At 64.6% G+C, this 23,508-nt stretch carries 21 protein-coding genes; 5 read left to right on the top strand and 16 right to left on the bottom strand.

The features are described from left to right. Positions 1-2: 2 nt before the first annotated feature. The 7 genes from GDN70_RS30240 to GDN70_RS30270 all read right to left on the bottom strand — a co-directional run bounded on the left by GDN70_RS30240 (position 3) and on the right by GDN70_RS30270 (position 11,382). On the bottom strand, positions 3-1,286 hold the full coding sequence (locus GDN70_RS30240) for an acetyl-CoA C-acetyltransferase (protein ID WP_152103395.1): 1,284 nt from the start codon (positions 1,284-1,286) through the stop codon (positions 3-5). Beyond that, positions 1,286-3,553 (bottom strand): acyl-CoA dehydrogenase, encoded by a 2,268-nt coding sequence (locus tag GDN70_RS30245; RefSeq protein WP_173015893.1) that lies wholly within the window; start codon positions 3,551-3,553, stop codon positions 1,286-1,288. Before GDN70_RS30245 ends, GDN70_RS30240 begins: the two co-directional genes overlap by 1 nt. A gap of 273 nt (positions 3,554-3,826) precedes the next feature. Next, entirely contained in the window at positions 3,827-4,450 is a 624-nt protein-coding gene (locus GDN70_RS30250) for a flavin reductase family protein (protein ID WP_095424579.1), read from the bottom strand. A 136-nt stretch (positions 4,451-4,586) separates the two neighbouring features. Further along, positions 4,587-5,186, bottom strand: a complete 600-nt coding sequence (locus GDN70_RS30255) for a TetR/AcrR family transcriptional regulator (RefSeq protein WP_091956126.1) — start codon at positions 5,184-5,186, stop codon at positions 4,587-4,589. 34 nt (positions 5,187-5,220) lie between these two features. Further along, a complete protein-coding gene (locus GDN70_RS30260) occupies positions 5,221-8,358 on the bottom strand; it encodes an efflux RND transporter permease subunit (protein ID WP_152103397.1) in 3,138 nt (1,045 codons plus the stop codon). A gap of 280 nt (positions 8,359-8,638) precedes the next feature. Then, positions 8,639-9,745 (bottom strand): efflux RND transporter periplasmic adaptor subunit, encoded by a 1,107-nt coding sequence (locus GDN70_RS30265; RefSeq protein WP_028141754.1) that lies wholly within the window; start codon positions 9,743-9,745, stop codon positions 8,639-8,641. Between the two features lie 293 nt (positions 9,746-10,038). Beyond that, on the bottom strand, positions 10,039-11,382 hold the full coding sequence (locus GDN70_RS30270) for an MFS transporter (protein WP_152103398.1): 1,344 nt from the start codon (positions 11,380-11,382) through the stop codon (positions 10,039-10,041). Between the two features lie 78 nt (positions 11,383-11,460). Here GDN70_RS30270 and GDN70_RS30275 point away from each other — a divergent pair, with 78 nt between their 5' ends. After that, a complete protein-coding gene (locus GDN70_RS30275) occupies positions 11,461-11,889 on the top strand; it encodes a DUF2809 domain-containing protein (RefSeq protein WP_173015894.1) in 429 nt (142 codons plus the stop codon). A 101-nt stretch (positions 11,890-11,990) separates the two neighbouring features. Here the strand turns inward: GDN70_RS30275 and GDN70_RS30280 are convergent, their stop codons facing one another. From GDN70_RS30280 to GDN70_RS30290, 3 genes are all read right to left on the bottom strand, one after another. After that, a complete protein-coding gene (locus GDN70_RS30280; protein WP_095424458.1) occupies positions 11,991-13,157 on the bottom strand; it encodes a winged helix-turn-helix domain-containing protein in 1,167 nt (388 codons plus the stop codon). A gap of 128 nt (positions 13,158-13,285) precedes the next feature. Then, complete coding sequence (locus tag GDN70_RS30285) at positions 13,286-13,540, bottom strand: hypothetical protein (RefSeq protein ID WP_038948354.1); 255 nt, start codon at positions 13,538-13,540, stop codon at positions 13,286-13,288. A 120-nt stretch (positions 13,541-13,660) separates the two neighbouring features. Beyond that, entirely contained in the window at positions 13,661-13,906 is a 246-nt protein-coding gene (locus GDN70_RS30290; RefSeq protein WP_152103400.1) for a hypothetical protein, read from the bottom strand. 552 nt (positions 13,907-14,458) lie between these two features. Here GDN70_RS30290 and GDN70_RS30295 point away from each other — a divergent pair. Continuing rightward, the gene (locus GDN70_RS30295; RefSeq protein ID WP_028141760.1) at positions 14,459-15,100 is read left to right on the top strand and encodes an OmpA family protein; all 642 of its coding nucleotides are present in this window, start codon (positions 14,459-14,461) and stop codon (positions 15,098-15,100) included. Between the two features lie 56 nt (positions 15,101-15,156). Here the strand turns inward: GDN70_RS30295 and GDN70_RS30300 are convergent, their stop codons facing one another. Then, positions 15,157-16,587 carry a phospholipid carrier-dependent glycosyltransferase gene (locus GDN70_RS30300; protein ID WP_152103401.1) on the bottom strand — a complete coding sequence of 477 codons (1,431 nt, stop codon included), beginning with the start codon at positions 16,585-16,587 and terminating at the stop codon, positions 15,157-15,159. A 51-nt stretch (positions 16,588-16,638) separates the two neighbouring features. On the opposite strand from GDN70_RS30300, the gene GDN70_RS30305 reads away from it, so the two are divergent. Both GDN70_RS30305 and GDN70_RS30310 read left to right on the top strand, forming a co-directional pair. Further along, positions 16,639-17,340 carry a FecR domain-containing protein gene (locus GDN70_RS30305; protein ID WP_028141762.1) on the top strand — a complete coding sequence of 234 codons (702 nt, stop codon included), beginning with the start codon at positions 16,639-16,641 and terminating at the stop codon, positions 17,338-17,340. Positions 17,341-17,342: 2 nt separating this feature from the next. Next, the gene (locus tag GDN70_RS30310; RefSeq protein ID WP_038948360.1) at positions 17,343-18,497 is read left to right on the top strand and encodes a hypothetical protein; all 1,155 of its coding nucleotides are present in this window, start codon (positions 17,343-17,345) and stop codon (positions 18,495-18,497) included. Positions 18,498-18,612: 115 nt separating this feature from the next. Here the strand turns inward: GDN70_RS30310 and GDN70_RS30315 are convergent, their stop codons facing one another. The 3 genes from GDN70_RS30315 to GDN70_RS30325 form a co-directional block, all read right to left on the bottom strand. Next, positions 18,613-19,101: a VOC family protein gene (locus GDN70_RS30315; protein ID WP_028141764.1), complete on the bottom strand. Its 489-nt coding sequence runs from the start codon at positions 19,099-19,101 to the stop codon at positions 18,613-18,615. 41 nt (positions 19,102-19,142) lie between these two features. After that, the gene (locus tag GDN70_RS30320; protein WP_028141765.1) at positions 19,143-19,571 is read right to left on the bottom strand and encodes a VOC family protein; all 429 of its coding nucleotides are present in this window, start codon (positions 19,569-19,571) and stop codon (positions 19,143-19,145) included. A gap of 117 nt (positions 19,572-19,688) precedes the next feature. Beyond that, positions 19,689-20,201 (bottom strand): cupin domain-containing protein, encoded by a 513-nt coding sequence (locus tag GDN70_RS30325; protein ID WP_028141766.1) that lies wholly within the window; start codon positions 20,199-20,201, stop codon positions 19,689-19,691. 127 nt (positions 20,202-20,328) lie between these two features. On the opposite strand from GDN70_RS30325, the gene GDN70_RS30330 reads away from it, so the two are divergent. After that, positions 20,329-20,547 (top strand): CsbD family protein, encoded by a 219-nt coding sequence (locus GDN70_RS30330; protein ID WP_026202894.1) that lies wholly within the window; start codon positions 20,329-20,331, stop codon positions 20,545-20,547. Positions 20,548-20,690: 143 nt separating this feature from the next. Here GDN70_RS30330 and GDN70_RS30335 read toward each other — a convergent pair whose 3' ends face one another. Together GDN70_RS30335 and GDN70_RS30340 are read right to left on the bottom strand one after the other, a co-directional pair. Next, positions 20,691-21,155 (bottom strand): FKBP-type peptidyl-prolyl cis-trans isomerase, encoded by a 465-nt coding sequence (locus GDN70_RS30335; RefSeq protein ID WP_028141767.1) that lies wholly within the window; start codon positions 21,153-21,155, stop codon positions 20,691-20,693. A 60-nt stretch (positions 21,156-21,215) separates the two neighbouring features. Next, a complete protein-coding gene (locus tag GDN70_RS30340; RefSeq protein ID WP_152103402.1) occupies positions 21,216-23,507 on the bottom strand; it encodes a xanthine dehydrogenase family protein molybdopterin-binding subunit in 2,292 nt (763 codons plus the stop codon). Between the last annotated feature and the right edge of the window lies 1 nt (position 23,508).

The raw sequence follows: 23,508 nt of genomic DNA on the forward strand, positions 1-23,508 counted from the left end.
GGTCACACCGCCTCGATCAGCATGGCGCCGCCGAGCCCGCCACCGATGCACTCGGTAGCCACACCGCGCCGCGTCCCGAGCCGCTTCATCGCGTTGACGAGGTGCAGCACGATGCGGTTGCCGGAGGTGCCGACGGGATGGCCGAGCGAGATCGCACCGCCGTCGACATTCAGCCTCTCACGGTCGATCTCGCCGGCGGCGCCGTCGAGGCCCAAAATCTCGCGGCAGAACTTTTCGTCGTTCCAGGCCGCAAGACAACCGAGCACCTGGGTGGCAAAAGCCTCGTTCAGCTCCCAGGTCTCCACGTCCTTGATGGTGAGGCCGTTGCGCTGAAGCAGAGGCGTCGCTGACATCACCGGACCGAGGCCCATGATGCTGGGGTCGAGCGCGGCCCAGTTACTGTCGACGATCGCAGCCTTCGGCGTCAGCTTGTGCTTTGCGACAGCCGCGTCGGAAGCCAAAATCACCCAGGACGCGCCGTCGGTGATCTGCGAGGAATTACCGGCAGTGACCTGGCCCCAGGGGCGCTCGAACACCGGCCGGAGCTTTGCCAGCGTCTCGGCCGTGGAGTCCGGACGCACGCCATCGTCGTGGTCGAAGAACTTGCCGTCGCGAGAGAATGCGGTCTCGACTTCGCCCTTCAGATGACCCGCGCCTTGCGCATGCGCGAGCCGGCGATGGCTTTCGGCAGCATAGGCGTCCGACTGGGCGCGGGTAATGCCGAAGAGATGGCCGACGACTTCGGCGGTCTGGCCCATGTTCAGATCGGTGACGGGATCGGTCAGCCCGCGCTCGAGGCCGATGATCGGCTTCAGGTCGCGCGGGCGCAGCTTGAACGCGGCGGCGAGCTTCGCGGCGATGCCCTTGGCGGTGGCGAGGCCGGCGAACCAGCGCACGCCGGAGTTCGGCCAAACCAGCGGCGCATGGCTGAGCGCCTCGGTGCCGCCGGCGAGGATCAAGTCGGCATGGCCTTCGCGGATGTAGCGGTAGGCGGTGTCGATCGATTGCATGCCGGAGCCGCAATTGATCTGCACGGTGAAGGCGACCATGTCCTCGCCCATGCCGAGCCGCAGCGCGGCAACGCGGGCCGGGTTCATCTCGTCGGCGATCACGTTGACGCAGCCGAGGATGACCTGGTCGAAATCCGTGGGCGCAAACGGCTGGCGCGCCAAGAGCGGCCGTCCGCATTGCACGGCGAGATCGACCGGCGTAAACGGCCCCGGCCCCGAACGCGCCTTCAGGAACGGCGTCCGGCTGCCGTCGACGATGAATACCGGTCGTGCCATCAGCTCGCCGCCCTCTGTTCACCGAGTTCCTGGAAGAACTGATGCACGTCGCCGGATTTCTTGTAAATCGGCGACAGCGCTTCCGGCGCAAAATCGTCGACCTCGATCACCTTTGTGACGGCTTCGTGGGCCGCGGCCAGCTGCTCGCCTTCGACCTGTGTGATCACGCCCTTTGTAACAGCCTCTTTCCAGTCGCGGATATGCGCGGCGCGCATGCGCTTGGCGATGGCATCGGTGCTTGCGACCAGCAGGAACGCGCCATCCAGCCGGGCAAAGCCGCCGTCGTCGTCGACATGGGCAAGATCCGGCGTGAGGCGCTCGCGCGCCGCCGACGGCTCCAGCACGATGGCAGCGCATTGGTGTACGACCCGGTCGGAGGGGCCGAGCACACGGGCGCCGAACGGCTGGACCACGAGCTTGAGGAAGCCGGCAACAAAGCGGTTGGGCAGATTGGCGAGGATTTCGGCCAGCCGGTTCTCGATCGTCCTGAAGCCGGTCGCCATGCACCATTCGAGCGCGGCAAAGTCTTCCTTCTGACGGCCCTCGTCCTGCCAACGTTTCAGCGCGGCAGACAGGAGATAAAGTTCAGAGAGAATGTCGCCGAAACGGGCCGACAGCATCTCCTTGCGCTTGAGCGCGCCGCCGAGCGTCAGCAGCGCCATGTCGGCACAGAGTGCAAACGCAGCGGAGTAGCGCGAGAGCTGGCGGTAGAACTGCGTGGCATCGCCGGCGTCCGGCGCCATTGCGAAAGCGCCAAAGGTCCAGCTGCGGCCGAAGGCACGGAACAGGGTCCGGACGCTGTGGCCGACATGCTTCCAGAACGCTTTGTCGAACGCGGTGAGCCCACGCTCGCGATCGGTATCGGCCAGCGCATTCATCTCGTCGAGCAGATAGGGATGCGCACGGATGGCACCCTGCCCGAACACGATGAGATTGCGGGTCAGGATGTTGGCGCCCTCGACCGTGATCCCGACCGGCACGGCGCGGTGGAGATTACCGAGATAGTTTTGCGGACCGTCGATCACGGCCTTGCCGCCATGGATGTCCATGGCGTCGTCGATCGCGGTGCGCATGCGCTCGGTGGCGTGCAGCTTCATGATGCCTGAGATCACGGCGGGATGAACCCCGGCATTCAGCGCCGCGCAGGTCAGCCGCCGCGCCGCATCGAGCTGGTAGGCGGTCGCGACGATGCGCGCGAGCGGCTCCTCGACGCCTTCGAACTTGGAGATGGAGATGCCGAACTGCTCGCGGATACGGGCATAGGCACCGGTGGTGCGCGCCGCATAGGCGGCGCCCGCGGCAGAGAGCGATGGCAGCGAGATGCCGCGGCCGGCGGCGAGCGCGGTCATCAGCATCTTCCAGCCTTGCCCCAGCCGCTCCTTGCCGCCGATGACGTAGTCGAGCGGAATGAAGACGTCGCGGCCCCGGTTCGGGCCGTTCTGAAACACCTGCATCGACGGCAGATGGCGATGACCGATCTCGACGCCGGGCAGATGGGTCGGGATCAGTGCCACGGTGATGCCGAGCTCCTCCTGGTCGCCCACGAGGTGGTCGGGATCATAGGCCTTGAAGGCGAGGCCCAGCAGCGTCGCGACAGGGCCGAGCGTGATGTAGCGCTTGTGCCAATTGAGCCTGAGGCCGACGACCTCGCGGTCCTCGAATGTGCCCTTGCAGATGATGCCGGTGTCGACCATCGAAGCCGCGTCGGAGCCGGCTTCCGGGCTGGTGAGGCCGAAGCAGGGAATGTCGCGGCCGTCGGCGAGGCGCGGCAGCCACCGCTGCTGCTGCTCCTTCGTACCAAAGCGCATCAAGAGCTCGCCCGGCCCGAGCGAGTTCGGCACCATGACTGTGACGGCAGCGGCGATCGAGCGGGTCGAGATCTTGCGCACCACCTCCGAATGGGCATAGGGCGAGAAGCCGAGGCCGCCGAACTCCTTCGGGATGATCATGCCGAAGAATTTTTCGTGCTTGACGAAGTGCCAGACGTCCGGCGGCAGGTCGCGCCATTCCCAGAAGATCTTCCACTCGTCGAGCATGGCGCAGAGCTCGTCGACGGGTCCATCGAGGAAGGCCCGCTCCTCGTCGGTCAGCGCGGCCTGCGGAACCTTCAGCAGCTTCGACCAATCCGGGTCTCCGGTGAACAGATCGGCATCCCACCAGACATCGCCCGCCTCCAGCGCCTCGCGTTCGGTATCGGACATCGCCGGCAGCACGCCGCGGGCCCAAGAGAAGATCGGCTTTGTGATTTTGTCGCGGCGGAAGCTCATGGCGGACCTCATGCATCGGCGCGGTTGTCGGGCATTTTAGCGGAAAGCGGCCGGCGGCGGTGAAGACTTCGCCTGCGACATTGACGCGGCCAAGCGCCCCCGGACCATAACGGCCAGGGTGCGGCGGCAGTTCCGGGAGGGCAAAATGGGGTAGTCATTCCGGGGCGCGCCTCTTGGCGCGAGCCCGGAATCCATACTCCCGATGGTGGTTATGGATTCCGGGCTCGACGCTACGCGTCGCCCCGGAATGACGGCGGAGAGAGAGAGCTCGGCCTAATCCGGCCGCACCATCTCGAACATATTTTCCGGCTTGATCTCGAAATAATCGCCGCGGCGGCCGGCGCGGACGATCGGGCGGGCGGCGGCGGTCTGGTAGACGCCGTCCTTGATCATGGCCTTGTCGATATGGACGGCGACGACCTCGCCCAGCGTCAGCCAGGCGTCGGCCTCCTTGCCGTCGGCGCCCTTGAGGCGGACGATGTCGGACACCTTGCACTCGAAGGCGACGGGGCTTTCGCCGACGCGTGGCACGTTGACGAGCTTGCCGGGTACGGCGGTGAGGCCGGCGATCTCGAATTCGTCGACCTCAGGGGCAACATGCGCGGCGGTCGCGTTCATGTGTTTGGCGAGGTCCATGGTCGCGAGATTCCAGACGAACTCGCCGGTCTGCTGGATGTTCTCGACCGAATCCTTCCAGTTGGTGGAGGAGAAGCCGATGATCGGCGGCACGTAACAGAACGCATTGAAGAAGCTGTAGGGCGCGAGATTGACGTGACCCTTGGTATCGCGCGAGGAAATCCAGCCGATCGGCCGCGGCGCGATGATGGCGTTGAAGGGATCATGCTTGAGGCCGTGGCCCTTGGAGGGCTCGTAGAAGTACAGGTCTTTGTCGGTCACGCGCTGCTTCTCCGCTATCCGTCATTCCGGGGCGATGCAAAGCATCGAACCCGGAATCTCGAGATTCCGGGTTCGGTTCTGCAGACCGCCCCGGAATGACGGCAATCGTGCTTATAGGAAGAAACCCGCCGCCCCGTTAGTGGCGCGGCGACAGACCCGCGATGACGAAATCGATCATCTGGTCGATGGTCGGGCCCGGCTTGGTGGCGCACTGGGCGATCATCTGGGGGTGGAAGAAGCGTATCATCGCGGTGCAGGCGCACAGCGAGGCCAGCTGGAGGTCCGGCGCCTCGAACTCGCCAGAGGCAACGCCTTGCGCGATCATCTGGCCGATCACCCCGGCAATGCACTCCATATGGGCGACGCAGACGTCCCAGTCCTCCTCCATCGCGATCGCGACCATCTCGTGCAGCTTGTTGTCGCCGACATAGCGCTCGGTGTTCATGCGATGGATGGTGGTGAGCAGCTCCCGGAAACGCTCCTTGACCGGACCGGGCCTCGCCACGATCCGCTGCGCCTCGAGCTCGACCTCGCCCATCAAGCCCTGCGCCACCGCCTGATGGATCGCCTTCTTCGATTCGAAGAAGCGATAGACGTTGGCGGGGCTCATCCTGAGCTCCTTGGCGATGTCCCCGACCGTGGTCTTCTGGTAGCCGATCTGGCGGAACAGCCGCTCGGCCACCTCGAGAATACGATCCCGGGTGTCGCCTTCGATATGTTCCGCAATCAGTGTCATCGGTCAGGACTCGTCAATCAGCACTTCATCTCACTTATTCAGCCGCTTCAGCAAGCGGAATTGCGTGCGGGTCATTGCTCCCATGCTGCGGCGCGGCAGGCTGCTCGGGGGTACCCGCCTCGTCCAGGCTCTTCCTGAACCACAGCGCGTAGAGGCCCGGCAGGTACAGCAGCGTCAGGAAGGTCGCGACGAACAGACCGCCCATGATCGTGATCGCCATCGGGCCCCAGAAGGCCGAGCGCGACAGCGGGATCATGGCGAGGATGGCGGCGAGCGCCGTCAGCACCACCGGACGGGCGCGGCGGACGGTTGCCTCCACGATCGCCTCGCGCCGGGTCAGGCCATGCGAGACGTCGGTCTCGATCTGGTCGACCAGGATGACCGTGTTGCGCATGATCATGCCGGCGAGCGCGATCAGGCCGAGCAGCGCCACGAAGCCGAACGGCGCGTTGGCGACGTTGAGTCCGAAGGAGGCGCCGACGATGCCGAGCGGCGCGGTCAGGAACACCAGGATCAGGCGTGAGAAGCTCTGCAGCTGGATCATCAGCAGCGTCAGCATCACCATGACCATCAGCGGGAAGAGGACGAAGATCGAGGCGTTGCCCTTGGCGGATTCCTCGAACGCGCCGCCCGGCTCGATGCGGTAGGCCGGCTCGAGGTGGTCCTTGATCGCCTTCAGCTTCGGCGTGATCTGGCCCGTGACGTCGGGCGCCTGCACGCCGTCGACGACGTCGGAGCGCACGGTGATGGCCATGTCGCGGTTGCGCCGCCACATGATCGGCTCCTCATGGGCATACTCGATCTTGGCGATCTGCTGCAGCGGCACGGCGACGCCATTGCGCGAGGTGATGGTGAGATCGCCGACGCCGCCGAGGTCGAGGCGCTCGGACGGGATCGCACGCGCGACCACGCCGACCTTCTCGATGCCGTCGCGCACGGTCGTGACCTGCGAGCCCGAGATCAGCATCGCGAGCGCCTGCGATACGTCCTGCGGGGTCAGGCCCATGGCGCGGGCACGGTCCTGGTCGACGACGAGCTTGAGGTAGGGCGACTGCTCGTTCCAGTCGAGCTGGACATCCTTGACGCTCTTGTTCTGCCGCATGACGTCGCGGACCTGGTAGGCGATCTCGCGCACCTTGTTGGCGTCGGGGCCGATCACGCGGAACTGCACGGGGAAACCGACCGGCGGACCGAAGTTGAAGCGGTCGACGCGGACGCGCGCCTCGGACAGCATGCCGTCGGCAACCGCGTTCTCGATCTTGGCCTTGACGCGCTCGCGCCCCTCAACGCCCTTGGCGACGATGACGATCTCGGCAAAGGCCTCGTTCGGCAGCTGCGGATTGAGGCCGAGCCAGAATCGCGGCGAGCCCTGGCCGACATAGGACGTATAGGTCTCGATGTCCTTGTCGTCCTTGAGCAGCGTCTCGGCCTTCTTCACCGCCTTTTCGGTGACGTTGAAGGCGGTGCCCTCGGGCAAGCGCAGCTGGAAGAACAGCTCGGGCCGCTCCGACAGCGGGAAGAACTGCTGCTGGACATGGCCGAAGCCGACGACCGAGGCGATGAAGACGCCGACGGTCGCGACCACCACGGTGATGCGGTGATTGACGCACCATTGCACGATGGCGCGCAGGCCCCGGTACATGCGGGTCTCGTAGACCGCGTGCGGATCGTGGTTGTGATGGGCCTTCATCTCCGGCAGCAGCTTGACGCCGATATAGGGCGTGAAGATCACCGCCACGAACCAGGAGGCGACCAGCGCGATCGCCACGATCCAGAAGATGCTGCCGGCATATTCGCCGACCGCGGAATTGGCAAAGCCGATGGGGAGGAAGCCAGCGGCCGTGACCAGCGTTCCCGTGAGCATCGGAAACGCGGTAGATTCCCAGGCAAAAGACGCCGCGCGCATGCGGTCCCAGCCCTGCTCCATCTTCACCACCATCATCTCGACCGCGATGATGGCGTCGTCGACGAGCAGGCCGAGCGCGATGATCAGCGCGCCCAGCGTGATGCGGTGCAGGTCGAGCGACATCATGTTCATGACGACGAAGACGATGCCGAGCACCAACGGCACCGACAACGCGACCACGATGCCGGTGCGCCAGCCGAGGGCCAGGAACGACACGAACAGCACGATGACGAGGGCTTCCATGAAGGAGTGCACGAACTCGCCGACGGCGTGCTCGACCACCTTGGGCTGGTCGGCAATCAGCTTGACGTCGACGCCCTGCGGCACCGCCTTCATGAACTCGGCGGTCGCCTTCTCGACCTCCTTGCCGAGCTCGAGGATGTTGGCACCCTTGGCGGTGACGACACCGATGCCGATCGCAGCCTTGCCTTCCTGACGGACGACGAAGCTGGGCGGATCGACATAGCCATGGGTTACGGTGGCGATGTCGCCGAGGCGGAACACGCGGCCGTTGCTCTCGACCGGTGTCTCGGCGACGGCCTTGGCACCGTCGAGCGCGCCGGTGACGCGCAGCGGCACGCGTTGCGAGGAGGTTTCGACCGTACCGGCCGGCGTGACGTTGTTCTGCTTGGCGAGCGAATCGAACAGCGCCTGCGGGGTGATGCCGAGGGTGGCGAGCTTGGCGTGGGAGAACTCGACGAAGATGCGCTCATCCTGGTTGCCGTAGACGTCGACCTTGGTCACGCCGGGCACCTTCAGGAGGCGCTGGCGGAATCCTTCTGAGACCTTCTTGAGCTGGGCATAGTCGGCGCCGTCGCCGGTCATCATGTAGAGGATGGAATCGACGTCGGAGAACTCGTCGTTGACGACGGGACCGAGGATGCCGGAGGGCAGCTGGCCCTGCACGTCGACCAGCTTCTTGCGCAGAAGATAGAACAGGTAAGGCACGTCCTTCGGCGGGGTAGAGTCGCGGAAGGTGACCTGGAGCGCGGTGAAGGCGGGCTTGGAATAAGTCTGCACCTTCTCGAAATAGGGCAGTTCCTGGATCTTCTTCTCGATGGGATCAGCGACCTGGGTCTGCATCTCCTGCGCGGTCGCGCCGGGCCAGATCACGGAGACGTTGACCACCTTCACCGTGAAGAACGGATCCTCGGCGCGGCCGAGCTTCTCATAGGAGAAGAAGCCGGCGACACCGAGCACGAGCATCAGGAAGAGAACCAGCGTCGGATGGCTGACGGCCCAGGCCGAAAGGTTGAAGCGCTTCATCGCTCTCTCCGAAAAGACGATCCAGTTGCCAAAAAACGACAGCCACTCTGTTCAGGCCGTCATCGCGAGGCAGCGAAGCAATCCAGGGGGCTGGGCAGATTCTGGATCGCTTCGCCGCTTCAGCCTCTGCTTAGGGACAAAGGCCGAAACTCACCTCACACGACGTAACTCGACTTCTCCTGTCATTCCGGGGTGCCCGCAGGGCGAACCCGGAATCTCGAGATTCCCGGTGCGCAATTGCGCACCTGCGGTCTGGTCCTTCGGACCATCCCGGAATGAACTAGAAAGACAGCGACGAGACGACCCGCACCCGCTGGGCCGGATCGAGCTTCTGCACACCGAGGGCGACGATCTTGGCGCCCTCTTCCACACCGCCGGTGATGACGACGTCGTTGCTCTCGTAGGACTTCACCGCCACCGGCTTCAGCGTGAGCGCACCGTTGTCGTCGACGACGTAGAAGGAGGGCTTGTTGCCTTCGTTGAACAAGGCCGACAGCGGCAGCCGCGCGACGCGCTCGGTCGCGGCGTCCGACAGCGTCAGCGTCGCGGTCATGCCGAGCGCAACCTTGTCGTCGGCCTCCGGCAGCGAGAACTTTGCCAGATAAGTGCGCGTGGCCGGATCGGCCGTCGGCGCGATCTCGCGTAGCTTGGCCGTATACTTCTTGTCCGGCTCCGACCAAAGAGTGACGCTGGCGACGCCCGACTTGGCGCGTCCGACCAGCGTCTCAGGGATCGCGACGACCGCTTCCTTTTCGGCAAAGCGGGCGACACGGATCGAAGCCTGGCCCGCGGAGACCACCTGGCCGGGCTCGATCAGCGTTGCGGTGACGACGCCTCGGGCGTCGGCAACGAGCGTCGCGTAGGAAAGGGAATTCTTGGTCAGCTCGACCGAGCGGACCGCACGATCGAGGCGCGCGCGGGCCTCATCGGCCGATGCCCGGCTCGAATCCAGCTGCGCGTCGGTGGTCCAGCCCTTGGCCTTCAGATCCTTGGCGCGCTGCTCGGCAGCGGCGGCCTGGGCCAGCACGCCGGTCGCGGCGGTCTGCTCGGCGACGGATTGCTCGGCCTGGAGCTTCAGATCGACCTCATCGAGAGTCGCGAGCGGCTGGCCGATTTCGACGGTCTGGCCGACCTCGACGAGGCGCTTGGCGACCTTGCCGGCGACGCGGAAGCCGAGATCGCTCTCGATCCGGGGCCTGACCGTGCCGACGAAGCTGCGCTCGGGGGTTTCGGCACCATAATGCGCGGTTGCGACCAGAACCGGCCGCGGCGGCTCGGCTTTCTCGGCGACGGTGTCATTGCACCCGGCAAGGCCAGCCGCCATCAGGGCCAACGACACGCCTGCCAACAGCCTGGAATAGCTCGACAAAACCGACCTGACGAACATCGAAGGACACTCCTGCATCTTCAATGAGAGGAATGTCGACTAATCACTGATAAAAGTCAATAATCGTCAGTCATCAGGAATGCGTGATCGTTAAGGGGTGGTGAGGTTTGAGAGGGGTTGTCAGGAAGGTGAAATTTTTAGGGCGGGCTGAGGCTCACAGCCCGGGTCCGGCGCCTCAGGCTAGGCACCGTGGGGTGGGCAAAGGCGCGCTAGCGCCGTGCCCACGACCTGTTTGGGTCGGAGAGAGGTGGTGGGCACGCTTCCGCTTTGCCCGCCCTACGGAACCGTTTGCTCTATTCCTTCTGCTCGGCGAACTCGTGCTTGCTGTCGTGGCCACCGACGAACACCAGGATGCCGGCGATCAGGGGCAGCACAGCGAGCACCAGCAAGCCGGTCGAGGTCTGGCCGGTGGCTTCCTTGACCCAGCCGATCAGGTATGGCCCGCCGAAGCCGGCGAGGTTGCCGATCGAGTTGATCAGGGCGATGGCGCCGGCGGCAGCAGTGCCGGAGAGCCAGGCGGTCGGCAGGGTCCAGAACACACCAAAGCAGCAGAACACGCCGATCGCGGCGACCGTCAGCACCACCATCGTCATGGTGGGATCGGTGAGGTAGCTGGAGACGGCGAGCGCGACGGCAGTGAGCAGCAGCGGCGCGCCGACATGCTTCACGCGCTCGCGCGTCGCATCGGAGTGACGCGCCCACAGGATCATGGCGATGGTGCCGAACAGATACGGGATCGCGGTGACGAAGCCGGTCTGCGCGTTGGTCAGCCCGAACGCCTTGACGATCTGCGGCAGCCAGAACTGCATGCCGTAGAGCGCACCGACGAAGCCGAAATAGATCAGGCTGAGCGCGATCACCTTGGGCGAAGACAGCGCCTCTCCGAGCGAGAAATGCTTCACCGCCTGCTTAGCGGCGATTTCCGAATCGAGCTTCGCCTTCAGCCACGCCTTCTGCTCGGCCGACAGCCAATCCGCCTTCTCCGGCTTGTCGGTGAGATAGAACCAGGTGACGATGCCGAGCAGCACCGAGGGAATGCCCTCGATGATGAAGAGCCACTGCCAGCCCTTCAGGCCCATCGCACCGTCGAGCCCGAGCAGCAGGCCCGAGATCGGCGCACCGATCACGGTCGACACCGGCACGGCGATGGCGAAGGCCGCAAGGAAGCGGGCGCGATATTCGGCCGGATACCAGTAGGTGAGATAGAGGATGATGCCGGGGAAGAAGCCGGCCTCGGCGACGCCGAGCAGGAAGCGCAGGACGTAGAAGCTCGTGACGCCGCTGACGAGCGCCATCAGGGCGGAGATGATGCCCCAGGTCACCATGATGCGGGCGATCCAGCGGCTGGCGCCGAACTTCTCCAGCGCGAGATTGCTCGGGACCTCGAAGATGAAATAGCCGAAGAAGAAGATGCCGGCGCCCCAGGAGAAGATCAGCGGCGTGAACTTCAGCTCGGCGTTCATGGTCAGCGCGGCGAAACCGAGATTGACGCGGTCGAGATAGGAGAAGAAGTAGGCCAGCACCAGGAACGGGATCAGGCGCCAGGAGATGGCGCGGATCGTCGAGGTCTCGATGTCCGACTTGTTAAAGTTCTTGGCCGCGCCGGCGGAACCGGCATAGGTCGTGGTCTGGCTCATGGCTTCCCCCAGGGTTGTTGCTTTTATGAGCTGGTTGCGGTTTTCAGCATCGCGGGCGAAGAGTCAATGGAGCGAGCAATGCACGGGACGCAGCCGGATAAACCTGTTGCGCTGTTAGAGACATCGCTGACCCGCGCCGCCCTCGCGCTCGCGGTGATCGTCTGCGGGCTGTCGCTGCGCTGGTACGGCTTTCCGCTCGGCCTGCCTGCCTTCGTCGTGAAATACGGCGGCTCGCTGCTGTGGGCGACGATGGTGTTTCTGCTGGTCGGGGTTCTGCTGCCGCGGCTCACCCCGACGCAGATTGCGGCCATCGCAGCGGTGATCGCGGTCGTCGTGGAATTCTCCCGGCTGGCGCATCCGCCCTGGCTCGATGCGTTCCGGCTGACGACGGCCGGCGCGCTGTTGCTCGGGCGCATCTTCTCGCTGTGGAATTTGGTGGCGTATGCGGTTGGGATTGAGTTCGGCGTCTGGATCGATCGGCTGGTTCAGCTGCGTAGGGCGGGTTAGCCGAAGGCGTAACCCACCACTGTTTGTATCCGCGGAAACTGAAATGGTGGATTACGCTTCGCTAATCCACCCTACGAGACCGGCGCCGCGCCGATCAGCGTTCACTCCGCCAATTGAAACCGCTCGAAGCGATCGAGCTCGTCCTCGATCTTTTGCTTGAGCTCCTTGCGCCCCGCCGTCTTCTTGCCCTGCCCGACCCAGGTCCATTTCTGCATCAGCAGCTTCTTTGCCTGCCGGTCGGTCTTCAGATCGAGCGCGGCGACGATCTCGTCGCCGACCAGCACCGGCAGCGCAAAATAGCCGAGCTTGCGTTTGGCCTTCGGCACATAGGCCTCGAACAGGTGGTTGTAGCCGAAGATGAGACTGGTGCGCTTGCGCTGGATGATCAGCGGGTCGAACGGCGAGAGGATGTGGACGAGATCAGGCGAGACTACCTCACCGTTCGCCTCGAGCGTGGTCGGCACCGCCCAATGCTCCTGCTTGCCGGCGCCGTCGATCACAACAGGCACGAGCTCGCCGCGGCGGACGCGGGCGGCGATCAGGCCGGCCACCGCCTTCTTGCGCGGCGCGTCGAGGTGGCAGATCGAATCCAGACTCACCACGCCCTGCGACCGCAGCGCGCGGTCGAGCAGATAGGTCGTAATCTCCCTGGCTGAGGCTGGCCTGGGCAGTGTGTCCCAGCCGAAATGCCGCGTCATCAGCTCGTAGGTCTTGAGCATGCCCTGCCGCTCGCTGATGGTCACGGCGCCGGTATAGAAGGCGAGCTGCAACGCCCGCTTCGAAGGCTTGCGGCTCTGCCACAGATGCTCCTTCTCGGTGAGCACGTCGTCCTCGATGTCGCGGATCGTCAGCGGCCCGGCGCGCACCAGCCGCATCACCTTGCGCGTGTCGGCCGGCTTCACCGAGGCGAACCATTTGTGTCCTTCGCGGCGGTGCTCGCGCATCGCCGGCAGGAAGAAGCGGAAGTCGCCGGCGGGTACGTAGGAAAGCGCGTGCGTCCAATACTCGAACACGCTTCTGTCGACGCTCTGGGCGTGGCGCAAATCGGCGCGCCGGTAGGACGGGATACGGCTGAACAGGATGTGGTGATGGCAGCGCTCGATGACGTTGATGGTGTCGATCTGCACATAGCCGAGATGAGCGACCGCGTCCGCGACGGCCTGAGCTCCGTCGCCGAACGGTGCGCGCTCATCCAGCCGCTGCGCATGCAGCCAGATCTGCCGGGCCTGTGTCGTGGTGAGGTGGAGCGGTTTTGGCGCGCGTGACATTGCGGGGAGGAATGTAGCGGGATTCGCGCCAAGAAAAAGAAGAAGAAAAAGAAGACCTCGAGGCAGCAGTCAAAAAAACCGCGCTGCCATCTGCTGACAGCGCGGCCGGATGGTGGCGCGCCTCGCGCCTACTTCATCGTCATCGCCTTCTGCGACTTCATGTAGTGCATGCAGGCGCTCTTCATCTTGCCGTTGCTCATGTCCGTGTTGGCCCTGGCCATTTCCTTGTTCGCCGCCATCTTGGCCGGCGTGTCGGGCGTGCCGCCCATCATGGCTGCGGATTTCATCATGTTGTCCTTGGTGCACGCCATCATCGCGGCAGATGCGGGGGACAGCGAAAGGGTAAACGCGACAAAGGCTGCAGACGTGAGCAAGATCTTCATCGAAAAGTCTCCTCCGTAAAACAAAACCGGCGTCATGCCGGCCTTCGCAATTACGTATTCTCTCGCGCTGACGTTTCGCGGAGAAGACAATTTTCTTGCTGCAGTGCGAAGGCGGAGGGCCTAGCGGCCATCCTTCGGGGTCTTGGGCCGGTCCCCGAGGCTTCCGGTGGCGACATCCGGCGCGCACAGGGCCTTGCCGCGCCCCTCCGCCTGGCAGCGATAGACGCTGCCGGTGAGGCGGTCGACCAGCCACACGTTCTCGTCGGTCGGCGCTTCGAGTCCGACATAGCGGGAGGTCAGCCCGGTGATCAGCGTCGACAGCAGGATGGCCACCGCGATCATGGCCGCACCGATATAGATGGACATTGAGCTCAGGGACACTGTCCGATCCGGCGGGCCGCTGCGATTGAAGTAGTCACGCTGATAGTCACTTGGCCTCGGCACTGGACGGAACTCGGCTCCTTCATTCGGAGATTGGCGGGGACAACGTCCTGCTAGGCGCGCATCTGGCCGATTTCTTGTTCACGGCCGGGCCGTGCGGCGACGGCTTTGCGACGATCGGTGTGCACCGCCGCCGAGTCTGCCGGCCCTCGCCAGCGCCGGAACCCTTGGTCAGCCACCTCCCACGGTACGGAGGGGAATGAGCATGCGCTCGCAAGGTGATTCCAATCACACCGGGGATTGCCGCTGCTTGAACCCACGCCGCGGCGCGTGCGACGACTGCTATTGGTCCGATCGGCCCTTGTCCCCGGGGCCATCGCGAAACGTGCCGGTTCGATGCCCGAAACACCCGGAATGAGCTAGGATGGGCCCGGAACCGGCTGTAGCCACCGTGACCAAGATCACATCAGGACCTTTGAACCTGCCTTATGCTCGCAGCATCAAATCGCTATCAGGCGTAACAGCGAGGATACGACAATGACCCGTTTTGATAAGTTCTTTGGACTGAAGGCGATAGCTCTTTCCGCCGCGCTGTCGATGACGGCGGGCCTGGCTGTAGCCGGTGACAACAATGTCTCCACAGGCCAGATCCTGGATGCACTGAAGCCGAAGCCGGCGACCCGTGGCCTGTCCGCCGGTCCGCAGGCCGATCCGGCGGCGCAGGCCAAGGAATCGACATTCCTCAACACCGTGCGCAACCGCTCGACCCGTTCGCTCTCGACGGGTGAGCGCGAGCAGATTGCCGAACTCGCCGCGACCAAGCCGAAGATCGATCTGGAAATCCAGTTCGACTACAACTCGGCCGACATCGCCAAGACCTCGGTGCCCTCGGTGCAGGCGCTCGGCAAGGCGCTGTCCGATCCGGCGCTGAAGGGCTCGACCTTCGTGGTCGCCGGCCACACCGACGCGGTCGGTGGTGAAGAGTACAATCAAGGCCTCTCCGAGCGCCGCGCCGACACCATCAAGAAGTACCTGGTGCAGAACTACGGCCTGAACGGCACCGATCTCGTCACCGTCGGCTACGGCAAGACCAAGCTGAAGGATGCCGCCCACGGCGCCGACCCGGTCAACCGCCGCGTCCAGGTCGTGAACATGGACACCAAGACCGCGTCGAAATGATCTCGATTTGATCGCGACAGAAGGCTCGCCGCCTGCCGCCCCGGCAGGCGGCGATGTCATATCCAGCTCTGGAACAGCATCAGCCGGCCAAAACTCCGCATCGACGTGCCGATGAAGGCCGCAGAGATGGGCAGCATGACCGCAAAGCCGATCGCGGCGACACCGACATAGGCCCACAGCAGCCAGCGCGGCAGGCCGTCCCGGCGCAACACATAGACCAGCGCGAGCGACGCCGCGGTGGCGGCCGGCAGATAGTAGTAGATGAACCCGAGCGTGCGCGGCAGCAATGCCCAGGCGAGCCAGGGACCGAAATAGAACGCCGCGATCAGGAACGCATCCCAGCGGCGCAGCACGATGAAATCGCGCAGCACGAGCGCGAGTGCGAGCAGAGCCGGCCACAACACCAGCGGATTGCCGAGGAAGACGATTGCGGAGACGTTGTCCTCCGCGCTCTTGTCGAACAGGAACCACACCGGGCGCGCGAGCAGCGGCCAGGATGGCCACGCGCTCATATAAGTGTGTCCGGCGATCGCGGTCGTGGTGTTGTCGGCGAAGATCCGGCGCTGCGCCTCGATCAGATCCGGCAACGACACGCCGTAGAGCGGAACGAAAGCCGCAAGATACGTCATCGCCGGGAGGATGGCGAAGCAGAGCGCGACATGATGCAGCCTCAGGCCGGGCCAGAGGTCCGGCCGGTACCAGTCGTCCGGCTTCGCGTCGGCGAACAGCATGCGCCAGCCCTGCATCAGGCGGATCACCGCAACGATGACGATGCAGACGCCGAGTGGAAACAGGCCACTCCATTTGCAGGAAGCGGCCAGGCCGAACAGGCTGCCGGCGAGCGCGAACAGCGCCTGCGGCCGCTCCCGTCGAAAACCATGCATGAAGGCGGCGGTCGCGAGCAGACCGAAGCCGAGCGCAAAGATGTCGAGCATGGCGATGCGCGCCTGCACGTAGAGCATCTGGTTCAAGGCGGCGATCAGCGCCGCGGCGATCGCCGGCCCTTGCGCGGAGAACAGCGCGAGCCCGCACAGATAGATCGCGACGATCGCCAATGCGCCGAACAATGTTGCGGGATAACGCCAGCCGAGCGCGTTGTCGCCGAAGGCCGCGATCGACGCCGCGATCAGCTCCTTGGCCAGCGGCGGATGCATCGGATTGAGCATCGGCTGCGACATCGCCGGGGCCAGCATCTGCCGCGCCGCCGGCACGTAGTGCACCTCGTCAAAGACGAACTTCTCCGGCGTCGCGAGGCCGATCAGCAGCGCGAGATGGGCAGCTAGGAAAATAGCGACAGCTACCACTGCGCTTCGCGACAATCTCGGAACTGCGGACCGTTCAAGCAGCTGCTGTGGGGATGTTTTGCGTGGCAAATTTGCGTCACCGCGGACAAAAATAGAGATCGCTGCTTTCATTGAACGCATTCCCCCGCGGCTGTCACTAAGCATAACGCACGTACCGCTCCGCTTGTGATAATTTCGCCACATCAGAAGCGCGCGCGATCCGGTACGATCAGGGACACATCGATCGGTTGCGAAATGAATTTCCGTTTCTGGCTTTTCCCTATCCTGTCGTCGGCCGCATTGTGCGCGGCGCCTGCTGCGCAGGCGCAGACGCGCGTCGGCGAAGCGGTCGTGATCCAGAACGAAGTGGTGCGCGTGGCCGCGGCCACCACGCCGATCAGTGTCGGCGACAGCATGCTGCGCGACGAGACCGTGCGCACCGGCGTCGACAGTGCCGCGCGCTTCGTGATGGCCGACAGCACCAATCTGTCGCTCGGCCCCGGCGCCACGCTCAAGCTCGACCGCACCGTCTTCAACGACGAGCACAGCTATCGTGACGTCGCGATCCGCATGACCACCGGCGCATTCCGTTTCGTTACCGGACATTCCGAGAAGACCGCCTACAAGATCACGACGCCGCTTGCGACCATCGGTGTGCGCGGCACCACGCTCGACATCCTCTCGCAGCGCGGACGCTCCGTCGTGGTGCTTCAGGACGGCGCGGCGAGCGTCTGCACGACGAGCTCACAATGCGTGCAGCTCACCCAGCCGGGCGACACCGCAATCATAACATCAACCGGCGGCAAGGTCTCGATCACCAAGACCAACACGCCGCCCTGGACCTTCGCCGCCAACTGCGCCGCAAGTGCCGGCCTGTGCGCGGTGAACCAATATGCCGGCGCCTCGCCGACCATCACGCCGGCCGTCCAGGACGACGGCATGCTGTGCGGGCGCTGACGATGGCGAAATTCAACTTTCGGCTCTTCGCCCTCACCGGCCTGCTGACCGCGGCCGCTGCGCTGGCGTTTGTCGCGCTCGACATTCGTCCCGCCGCAGCTCAAGCGACCTGCGAAATCGGATGCGGCGAGCCGACGCCCTACCCGACCTATTCACCATCTCCGACGCCGACATATTCTCCGTCGCCCTCACCCACCCCTTCGCCGAGCCCCTATCCTTCCCCGTCGCCGAGTCCATATCCGTCGCCGAGCCCGACACCGACCGGGGCCGATTCCAGCGGCAATTCGATCGGCGGCCTCGCGGGCCAGCGCTTCAACCAGATGATCACCAACCGGGTGCTCGGCACGGTCCTGCTCGGCGTCAACGAGCAGGTCAATTGCAGCGACTGCATCAGCGCGTTCGGCTCGGCCGGCTCGTTCTCGGCCGGCATCCACGGCCGCAAGGAGCTCACCAACAATCTGTCGCTGCTCGCCGGCATCGCCTACACGCACTACAACGAGGGGGGCTACAAGATCACCGGCGCGCCGATCGGCGCCTTTGCCCTCCGCTACGACTTCACCGACTGGGGATCGTCACGTCCGTTCTTCGACGTCGGAACGATCCTGACGCCGTGGGAGAAGGCGCGCTACACCCGCAGCTACAATACCAGCCTCGGTCCTGTGAGCGTGACGAGCTCGACCAACGCTTCGAACTATGCGGTCTACGGCCGCGCCGGCTGGATGAGCCGCGTCTCGCCGCGCGACGAGGTCGCAGCTTCGATCGAAGTCTGGCAGCTCTGGCAGCGCGTGTCCGGCTACAGCGACAATGCCGTGGCCTTCAACCCGTTCGACGCCACCATCGCGACCGGCACCGACCGTACCAGCCTGGTCAAGATCGGCGGCCAGTGGACGCATCTGTTCGGCAGCAACGTCGAGACCAACATCAACGGCGGCTGGGTGCAGTCGTTTGCGAGCCACAGCGGCATCGTCGCCACCGTGACCGGCGATGGCGTGGTGGTGCCGACCATGGGCAACCAGGGCTGGTTCGAATATGGCGGGCGGCTCGGCTTCCGCGTGCAGAAGGGCTGGGTCGTGGATCTCTTCGCCAACGGCACGCTCGGCCCGCAGCCCGTCGGCAACACCATCCACGGCGGCGTGGGCTTACGGATAAATTACTGAGGCAGCTTCGTAGGGTGGGCAAAGCGAACGCGTGCCCACCACTTGTCTCCACCGGAGTCGGATCGTGGGCACGGCGCAAGATCGCCTTTGCCCACCTACGGCACCCGTGTCGTCGTCACGCCGCCGACTTGCCCTCGAACGCGCGGCGCAGCACGTCGACATCCAGCTTCACCATCTTCATCATCGCCTGCATCGCGCGCGCGGCCGCTGCCCTGTCCGGGCTCGACAGGAATTCGAACATCACCTTCGGCACCACCTGCCAGGCCACGCCCCAGCGATCCCGGAGCCAGCCGCATTGCTCTTCCTTGCCGCCATGGGCGAGGAACGCATTCCAGACGCTGTCGACCTGGGCCTGATCATCACAATGGATCATCAGCGAAATGGCATGGGTATATTCCATCTTCATCCCGCCGTTGAGCGCGACCAGCGGCTGACCGGCGACCATGAACTCGACGACGAGCACGGAGCCTTCCTTGCCGGAGGGGCCGTCCGAAACATTGCGCTGAACGTGCGTGATCGCCGAGTTCGGCACGAGCGAGACATAGAACTTCGCGGCTTCCTCGGCATCGCCGTTGAACCACATGCAGGGTACGACCTTGGACATCGTGAATGCTCCTCGTTGGTTTAGCGTTCGACGGACTGGGATCAGGCATTCGCCATAACGGGCTGCGGAGGGACAGCCGCCATGTCCAGCCAGTTCACACCCCACATGTGGCCATCCGGATCCTCGAAGCTGCGGCCGTACATGAAGCTGTATTCGTCCTTCGGGCTGGGATCGGCCACCCCGCCTGCCGCCTCTGCCTTGCCGACAATCGCGTCGACCTCGTTGCGGGTGTCGGCGGACAGGCAGAACAGCGCCTGATTCGAGGTCCTGGCATCTGCGATCGGCTTCGGCGTGAACTGGCGGAATTTGTCGTGGGTCGCCAGCATCACGTAGATGGCCTCGGAAAAGACCATGCAGCTCGCCGTGTCGTCGCTGAATTGCGGGTTCCGGGTCGCGCCGACCGCCTCATAGAAGGCGGTCGCACGTTTGAGGTCGGTCACGGGAAGATTGAGGAAAATCATCCTGGGCATCGGAAGCTCCTTGGGCGGGTTCTGCCCAAGGACGGATCGCCAGGGGGCCACCCGACACGGCTTCCGGATATTTTTTCACCCCCCGGAGACGATCGCGCCTCCCACCGCGGGGCGGTCTTACTTCTTCTCGTTCGGATCCCGGTGGATGGGGTCGACCCACAGCACTGTCTGGGGCTTCTCGACCGGCTCGATGTCGAGGTTGATCGCCACTGCCTCGCCGTCGCTGCGCACCAGCACGCATTCCAGCACCTCGTCGGGGCTGGCGTTGATCTCCTGGTGCGGCACGTAAGGCGGGACGAAGATGAAATCGCCGGGGCCGGCCTCCGCGGTGAATTGCAGGCTCTCGCCCCAGCGCATCCGCGCCTTGCCCTTCACCACGTAGATGACGCTTTCGAGATGGCCGTGATGGTGTGCGCCGGTCTTGGCATCGGGCTTGATGCTGACGGTGCCGGCCCACAATTTCTGGGCGCCGACGCGCGCGAAATTGATCGCGGCCGCGCGGTCCATGCCCGCCGTCGACGGCACGTTGGTATCGAGCTGGTTGCCGGGAATGACGCGCACGCCGTCATGTTTCCAGCGATCGTCGTGATCGTGGTCATGGTGGGAATGCGAATGGTCATGGCCGGTCATGGACTTGCTTTCTGTTGGTTCCGTACGCGGCAAACTAACCCGAAGCCGCACTCGCGAGCCATACCAAAATCGGAACCCTCGTAGCTGCGGGACGTTGCCTTTGCGAGCAAAATGGAAGGAGAGTCTCATGGGTAGCACGACCGACAAGATCAAGGGTAACGCCAACGAAGCGATCGGCAAGGCCAAGCAGGGCATCGGTGAAGCCACCGGTTCCGAACGCATGAAGGGCGAAGGCGTGGTCCAGGAAGTGAAGGGCAAGGGCCAGCAGGCCATGGGCGATGCCAAGGACGCCGCAAAGGACGCGATCGATCGCGCAGCGGCAGGAGCAAAGCGCGCGACGGAATGACGCGCGGCATCCAAAAGCGAAAAGACCGGCCGAAAGGCCGGTCTTTTTCTTGCCGTCATTCCGGGGCGGCGCGTAGCACCGAGCCCGGAATCTCGAGATTCCGGGTCTGGTCCTTTCGGACCATCCCGGAATGACCCGATGCGTCACTTCACCGCGAGCAATTCCACGTCGAACATCAGCGTCGCGTTCGGCGGGATCACGCCGCCGGCGCCGCGGGCACCGTAGCCGAGCTGCGGCGGGATGATCAGCGTGCGCTTGCCGCCGACCTTCATCGAGGCGACGCCCTCGTCCCAGCCGCCGATGACACGGCCCTTGCCGATCGGGAATTCGAACGGCTCCTTGCGATCGACGGAGCTATCGAATTTCTTGCCCTTCTGGCCGTTCTCATAGAGCCAGCCGGTATAGTGCATCACGCAGATCTGGCCGGGCTGCGGCGAGGCACCGGTGCCGACGGTGGAGTCGATGATCTGCAAGCCTGAAGCTGTGGTCATGGTCTTTCCTGCGGTCTGGGCCGAGGCCGTGGTGGAAACGAAATGCGACACGCCTGCGATCACCGTGATCGCGAGTGCCGACATCAGGGTGAGGAGCGCGCGCTGGAAACGCTGCATAAGGCACCTTCCGTTTGAGGCGGAAGGTGTCTAGCGCAACGCGGGTGCGGTTTCCACCCCTCACACCTCGATATTTTCCAGTCGGACCGGGAGCTTGCGGATGCGCTGGCCGGTGGCGTGGTGGATCGCGTTGCAGATCGCGGCATTGGTGCCGACATTGGCGAGCTCGCCGAGGCCCTTCACGCCGACGGGATTGATGCGGTCATCCTGCTCGGAGAGCAAAATGACCTCGACTCCGGCGACGTCCGCATTCACGGGCACGAGGTAGTCGGCAAGATTGTCGTTGACGTAGCGCGCATTGCGCTCGTCGATTTCGGTGGCCTCCAGCAGTGCCGACGACATGCCCCAGATCAGTCCGCCCATCAGCTGGCTGCGCGCCGTGCGCGGATTCATGATCCTGCCCGCCGCAAACGCACCGACGAGGCGAGGACAGCGGATTTCGTGGGTGAAGCGATTGACACGGACCTCGACGAACTCGGCGCCGAATGCGTAGGCGATCTGGTCTTTCATGGCATGACCGCCGACGAGCCGCACCTGCCCGTTGTGCATGGCGCGGAAGGAATCCAGCGGCGCGCCTTCCGGCTTCCACTCGCCATATTCCTCGACGACGCCGACACCGAGCGCATCGAAGGCCTTCTCGATGTCGAGTGGACGATCGCCCTTCGCCGCCTGCGTGGCCGGTGTCTGGCCGAGACCCACGGTCTCCTTGGCCCGGTCGGTCAGGCTTTGAGCCGGCATCGCGGCCTTGAACAGGCGCTGGCGAATCTGGTCGCACACCATCATCACCGCCGAGCAGGTGCTCGCGGTCGAGTTCGAGCCGCCGGCAACCGGCGCCGGTGGCAGATCGCTGTCACCCATGAAGACCGCAACTTTCTCGAGGGGCACGCCGAGGCGCTCGGCCGCGGTCTGGGCGATGACCGTATAGGCACCGGTGCCGATCTCGTGGCCGGCGATCTCGACCCGGGTCCGGCCGTCGCGCTGCAGGCGCACGCGCGCGGCCGACGGCCCCATCTGCGTCGGATAGCAGGTCGCGGCACAGCCATAGCCGATCAGCCAGTCGCCGTCCGACATCGATTTCGGCTGCGGCGAGCGCTGCGCCCAGCCGAAGGCCTTGGCGGCCTCGTCGAAGCACGCCATCAGCGAGCGCGAGGTGTAAGGCTTGCCACCGATCGGCTCGTTGGTGGTGTCGTTGATGCGCCGAAGCTCGACCGGATCCATGTTCAGCTTAACCGCGAGCTCGTCCATCGCGCTCTCCAGCGCAAACAGATAGGGCACCTCCGGCGGCGAGCGCATGAAGCCCGGCGTGTTGCGGTCGGCACGCACGATCGACACCAGGCTGTCGACGTTCGGGCAGGCATAGAGCCGCGTCGTCGTCTTGGTGCCGCCGACGCAATAGGCATCGGCGCGCGAGGAGACCTCGGCGCCCTCGTGCCTCAAAGCCAGCAGCTTGCCGTCCCGGTTTGCGCCAAGCTTTATCTCCTGGCGCGTCTCGGCACGGTGGGTCGTAATTGTGAAACCTTGATCGCGAGTCGGGACCAGCTTGATCGGGCGGCCCAGGCGCTTGGCGATGCCGGCGATGATGGCGGTCCGCGGCGTCATCGAACCGCGCGAACCAAAGCCGCCGCCGACATAGGGATTGACCACGCGCACCTTGTCGGCGTCGATGCCGAGCTGCTCGGCGACGCCGTGCTTCAAGCCATAGACGAACTGACTGCCTTCGTAGATGACCAGATTGTCGCCCATCCAGGCGCAGCTCGTCGAAAACAGCTCCATCGGATTGTGGTGCTGCGTCGGCGTGTCGTAGGCGGCGGTGAGCTTGACCTCGGCCGCATCGAATGCCTTGGCGAAATCGCCGACCGCGGGGTCTTCCTTGAACTGCGCGTTCTGGCCCTTTGCGGCCGCCGTGGTTGTTCCCGGCGAATCGAAGCTCGCGCTGGGCGCGGTGGCGGTGTAGCTGACCTTGACACGATTGGCGGCCTCGCGCGCGGCCTCGTAACTCTCCGCGACGACGACAGCGATAATCTGGCCGTCATGGGCGATCTCGGCCGACTTCAGCGGCTGTATCGTGGTTCCGGCATAGCCGCCATTGCTGAACAGCTTCGACTCCTTCAGCTTCGGGGCGTTCTCGTGGGTGACGATCTCGATTACGCCGCGGACACCCTTGGCCTCATCGAGATCGAAACGGTCGATGCGGCCCTTGGCAATCGCACTGGTGACCAGGAATGCATAGGCCGGATTATCCAGCGGCATGTCGGAGGCGTAGGTCGCCCGCCCCGTGACCTTTGCAGCCGCATCATAGCGCGGCATGGGCTGGCCCATATTCGCCTTGGGCGAGGGAGCTGCAGCGGTCATG

Source organism: Bradyrhizobium sp. TM102, from assembly GCF_009176685.1.
Taxonomy (GTDB): Bacteria; Pseudomonadota; Alphaproteobacteria; order Rhizobiales; family Xanthobacteraceae; genus Bradyrhizobium; species Bradyrhizobium ottawaense.

Coding starts and splice junctions, on each gene's coding strand:
- GDN70_RS30290 (WP_152103400.1), bottom strand. CDS start 13,906: ATGTCCATCTATATCGGTGCGGCCATGATCGCGGTGGCCATCCTGCTG.
- GDN70_RS30275 (WP_173015894.1), top strand. CDS start 11,461: ATGCACGGGACGCAGCCGGATAAACCTGTTGCGCTGTTAGAGACATCG.
- GDN70_RS30340 (WP_152103402.1), bottom strand. CDS start 23,507: ATGACCGCTGCAGCTCCCTCGCCCAAGGCGAATATGGGCCAGCCCATG.
- GDN70_RS30245 (WP_173015893.1), bottom strand. CDS start 3,553: ATGAGCTTCCGCCGCGACAAAATCACAAAGCCGATCTTCTCTTGGGCC.
- GDN70_RS30265 (WP_028141754.1), bottom strand. CDS start 9,745: ATGTTCGTCAGGTCGGTTTTGTCGAGCTATTCCAGGCTGTTGGCAGGC.
- GDN70_RS30330 (WP_026202894.1), top strand. CDS start 20,329: ATGGGTAGCACGACCGACAAGATCAAGGGTAACGCCAACGAAGCGATC.
- GDN70_RS30310 (WP_038948360.1), top strand. CDS start 17,343: ATGGCGAAATTCAACTTTCGGCTCTTCGCCCTCACCGGCCTGCTGACC.
- GDN70_RS30320 (WP_028141765.1), bottom strand. CDS start 19,571: ATGCCCAGGATGATTTTCCTCAATCTTCCCGTGACCGACCTCAAACGT.
- GDN70_RS30315 (WP_028141764.1), bottom strand. CDS start 19,101: ATGTCCAAGGTCGTACCCTGCATGTGGTTCAACGGCGATGCCGAGGAA.
- GDN70_RS30280 (WP_095424458.1), bottom strand. CDS start 13,157: ATGTCACGCGCGCCAAAACCGCTCCACCTCACCACGACACAGGCCCGG.
- GDN70_RS30285 (WP_038948354.1), bottom strand. CDS start 13,540: ATGAAGATCTTGCTCACGTCTGCAGCCTTTGTCGCGTTTACCCTTTCG.
- GDN70_RS30240 (WP_152103395.1), bottom strand. CDS start 1,286: ATGGCACGACCGGTATTCATCGTCGACGGCAGCCGGACGCCGTTCCTG.
- GDN70_RS30300 (WP_152103401.1), bottom strand. CDS start 16,587: ATGTGGCGAAATTATCACAAGCGGAGCGGTACGTGCGTTATGCTTAGT.
- GDN70_RS30335 (WP_028141767.1), bottom strand. CDS start 21,155: ATGCAGCGTTTCCAGCGCGCGCTCCTCACCCTGATGTCGGCACTCGCG.
- GDN70_RS30255 (WP_091956126.1), bottom strand. CDS start 5,186: ATGACACTGATTGCGGAACATATCGAAGGCGACACCCGGGATCGTATT.
- GDN70_RS30295 (WP_028141760.1), top strand. CDS start 14,459: ATGACCCGTTTTGATAAGTTCTTTGGACTGAAGGCGATAGCTCTTTCC.
- GDN70_RS30325 (WP_028141766.1), bottom strand. CDS start 20,201: ATGACCGGCCATGACCATTCGCATTCCCACCATGACCACGATCACGAC.
- GDN70_RS30305 (WP_028141762.1), top strand. CDS start 16,639: ATGAATTTCCGTTTCTGGCTTTTCCCTATCCTGTCGTCGGCCGCATTG.
- GDN70_RS30260 (WP_152103397.1), bottom strand. CDS start 8,358: ATGAAGCGCTTCAACCTTTCGGCCTGGGCCGTCAGCCATCCGACGCTG.
- GDN70_RS30270 (WP_152103398.1), bottom strand. CDS start 11,382: ATGAGCCAGACCACGACCTATGCCGGTTCCGCCGGCGCGGCCAAGAAC.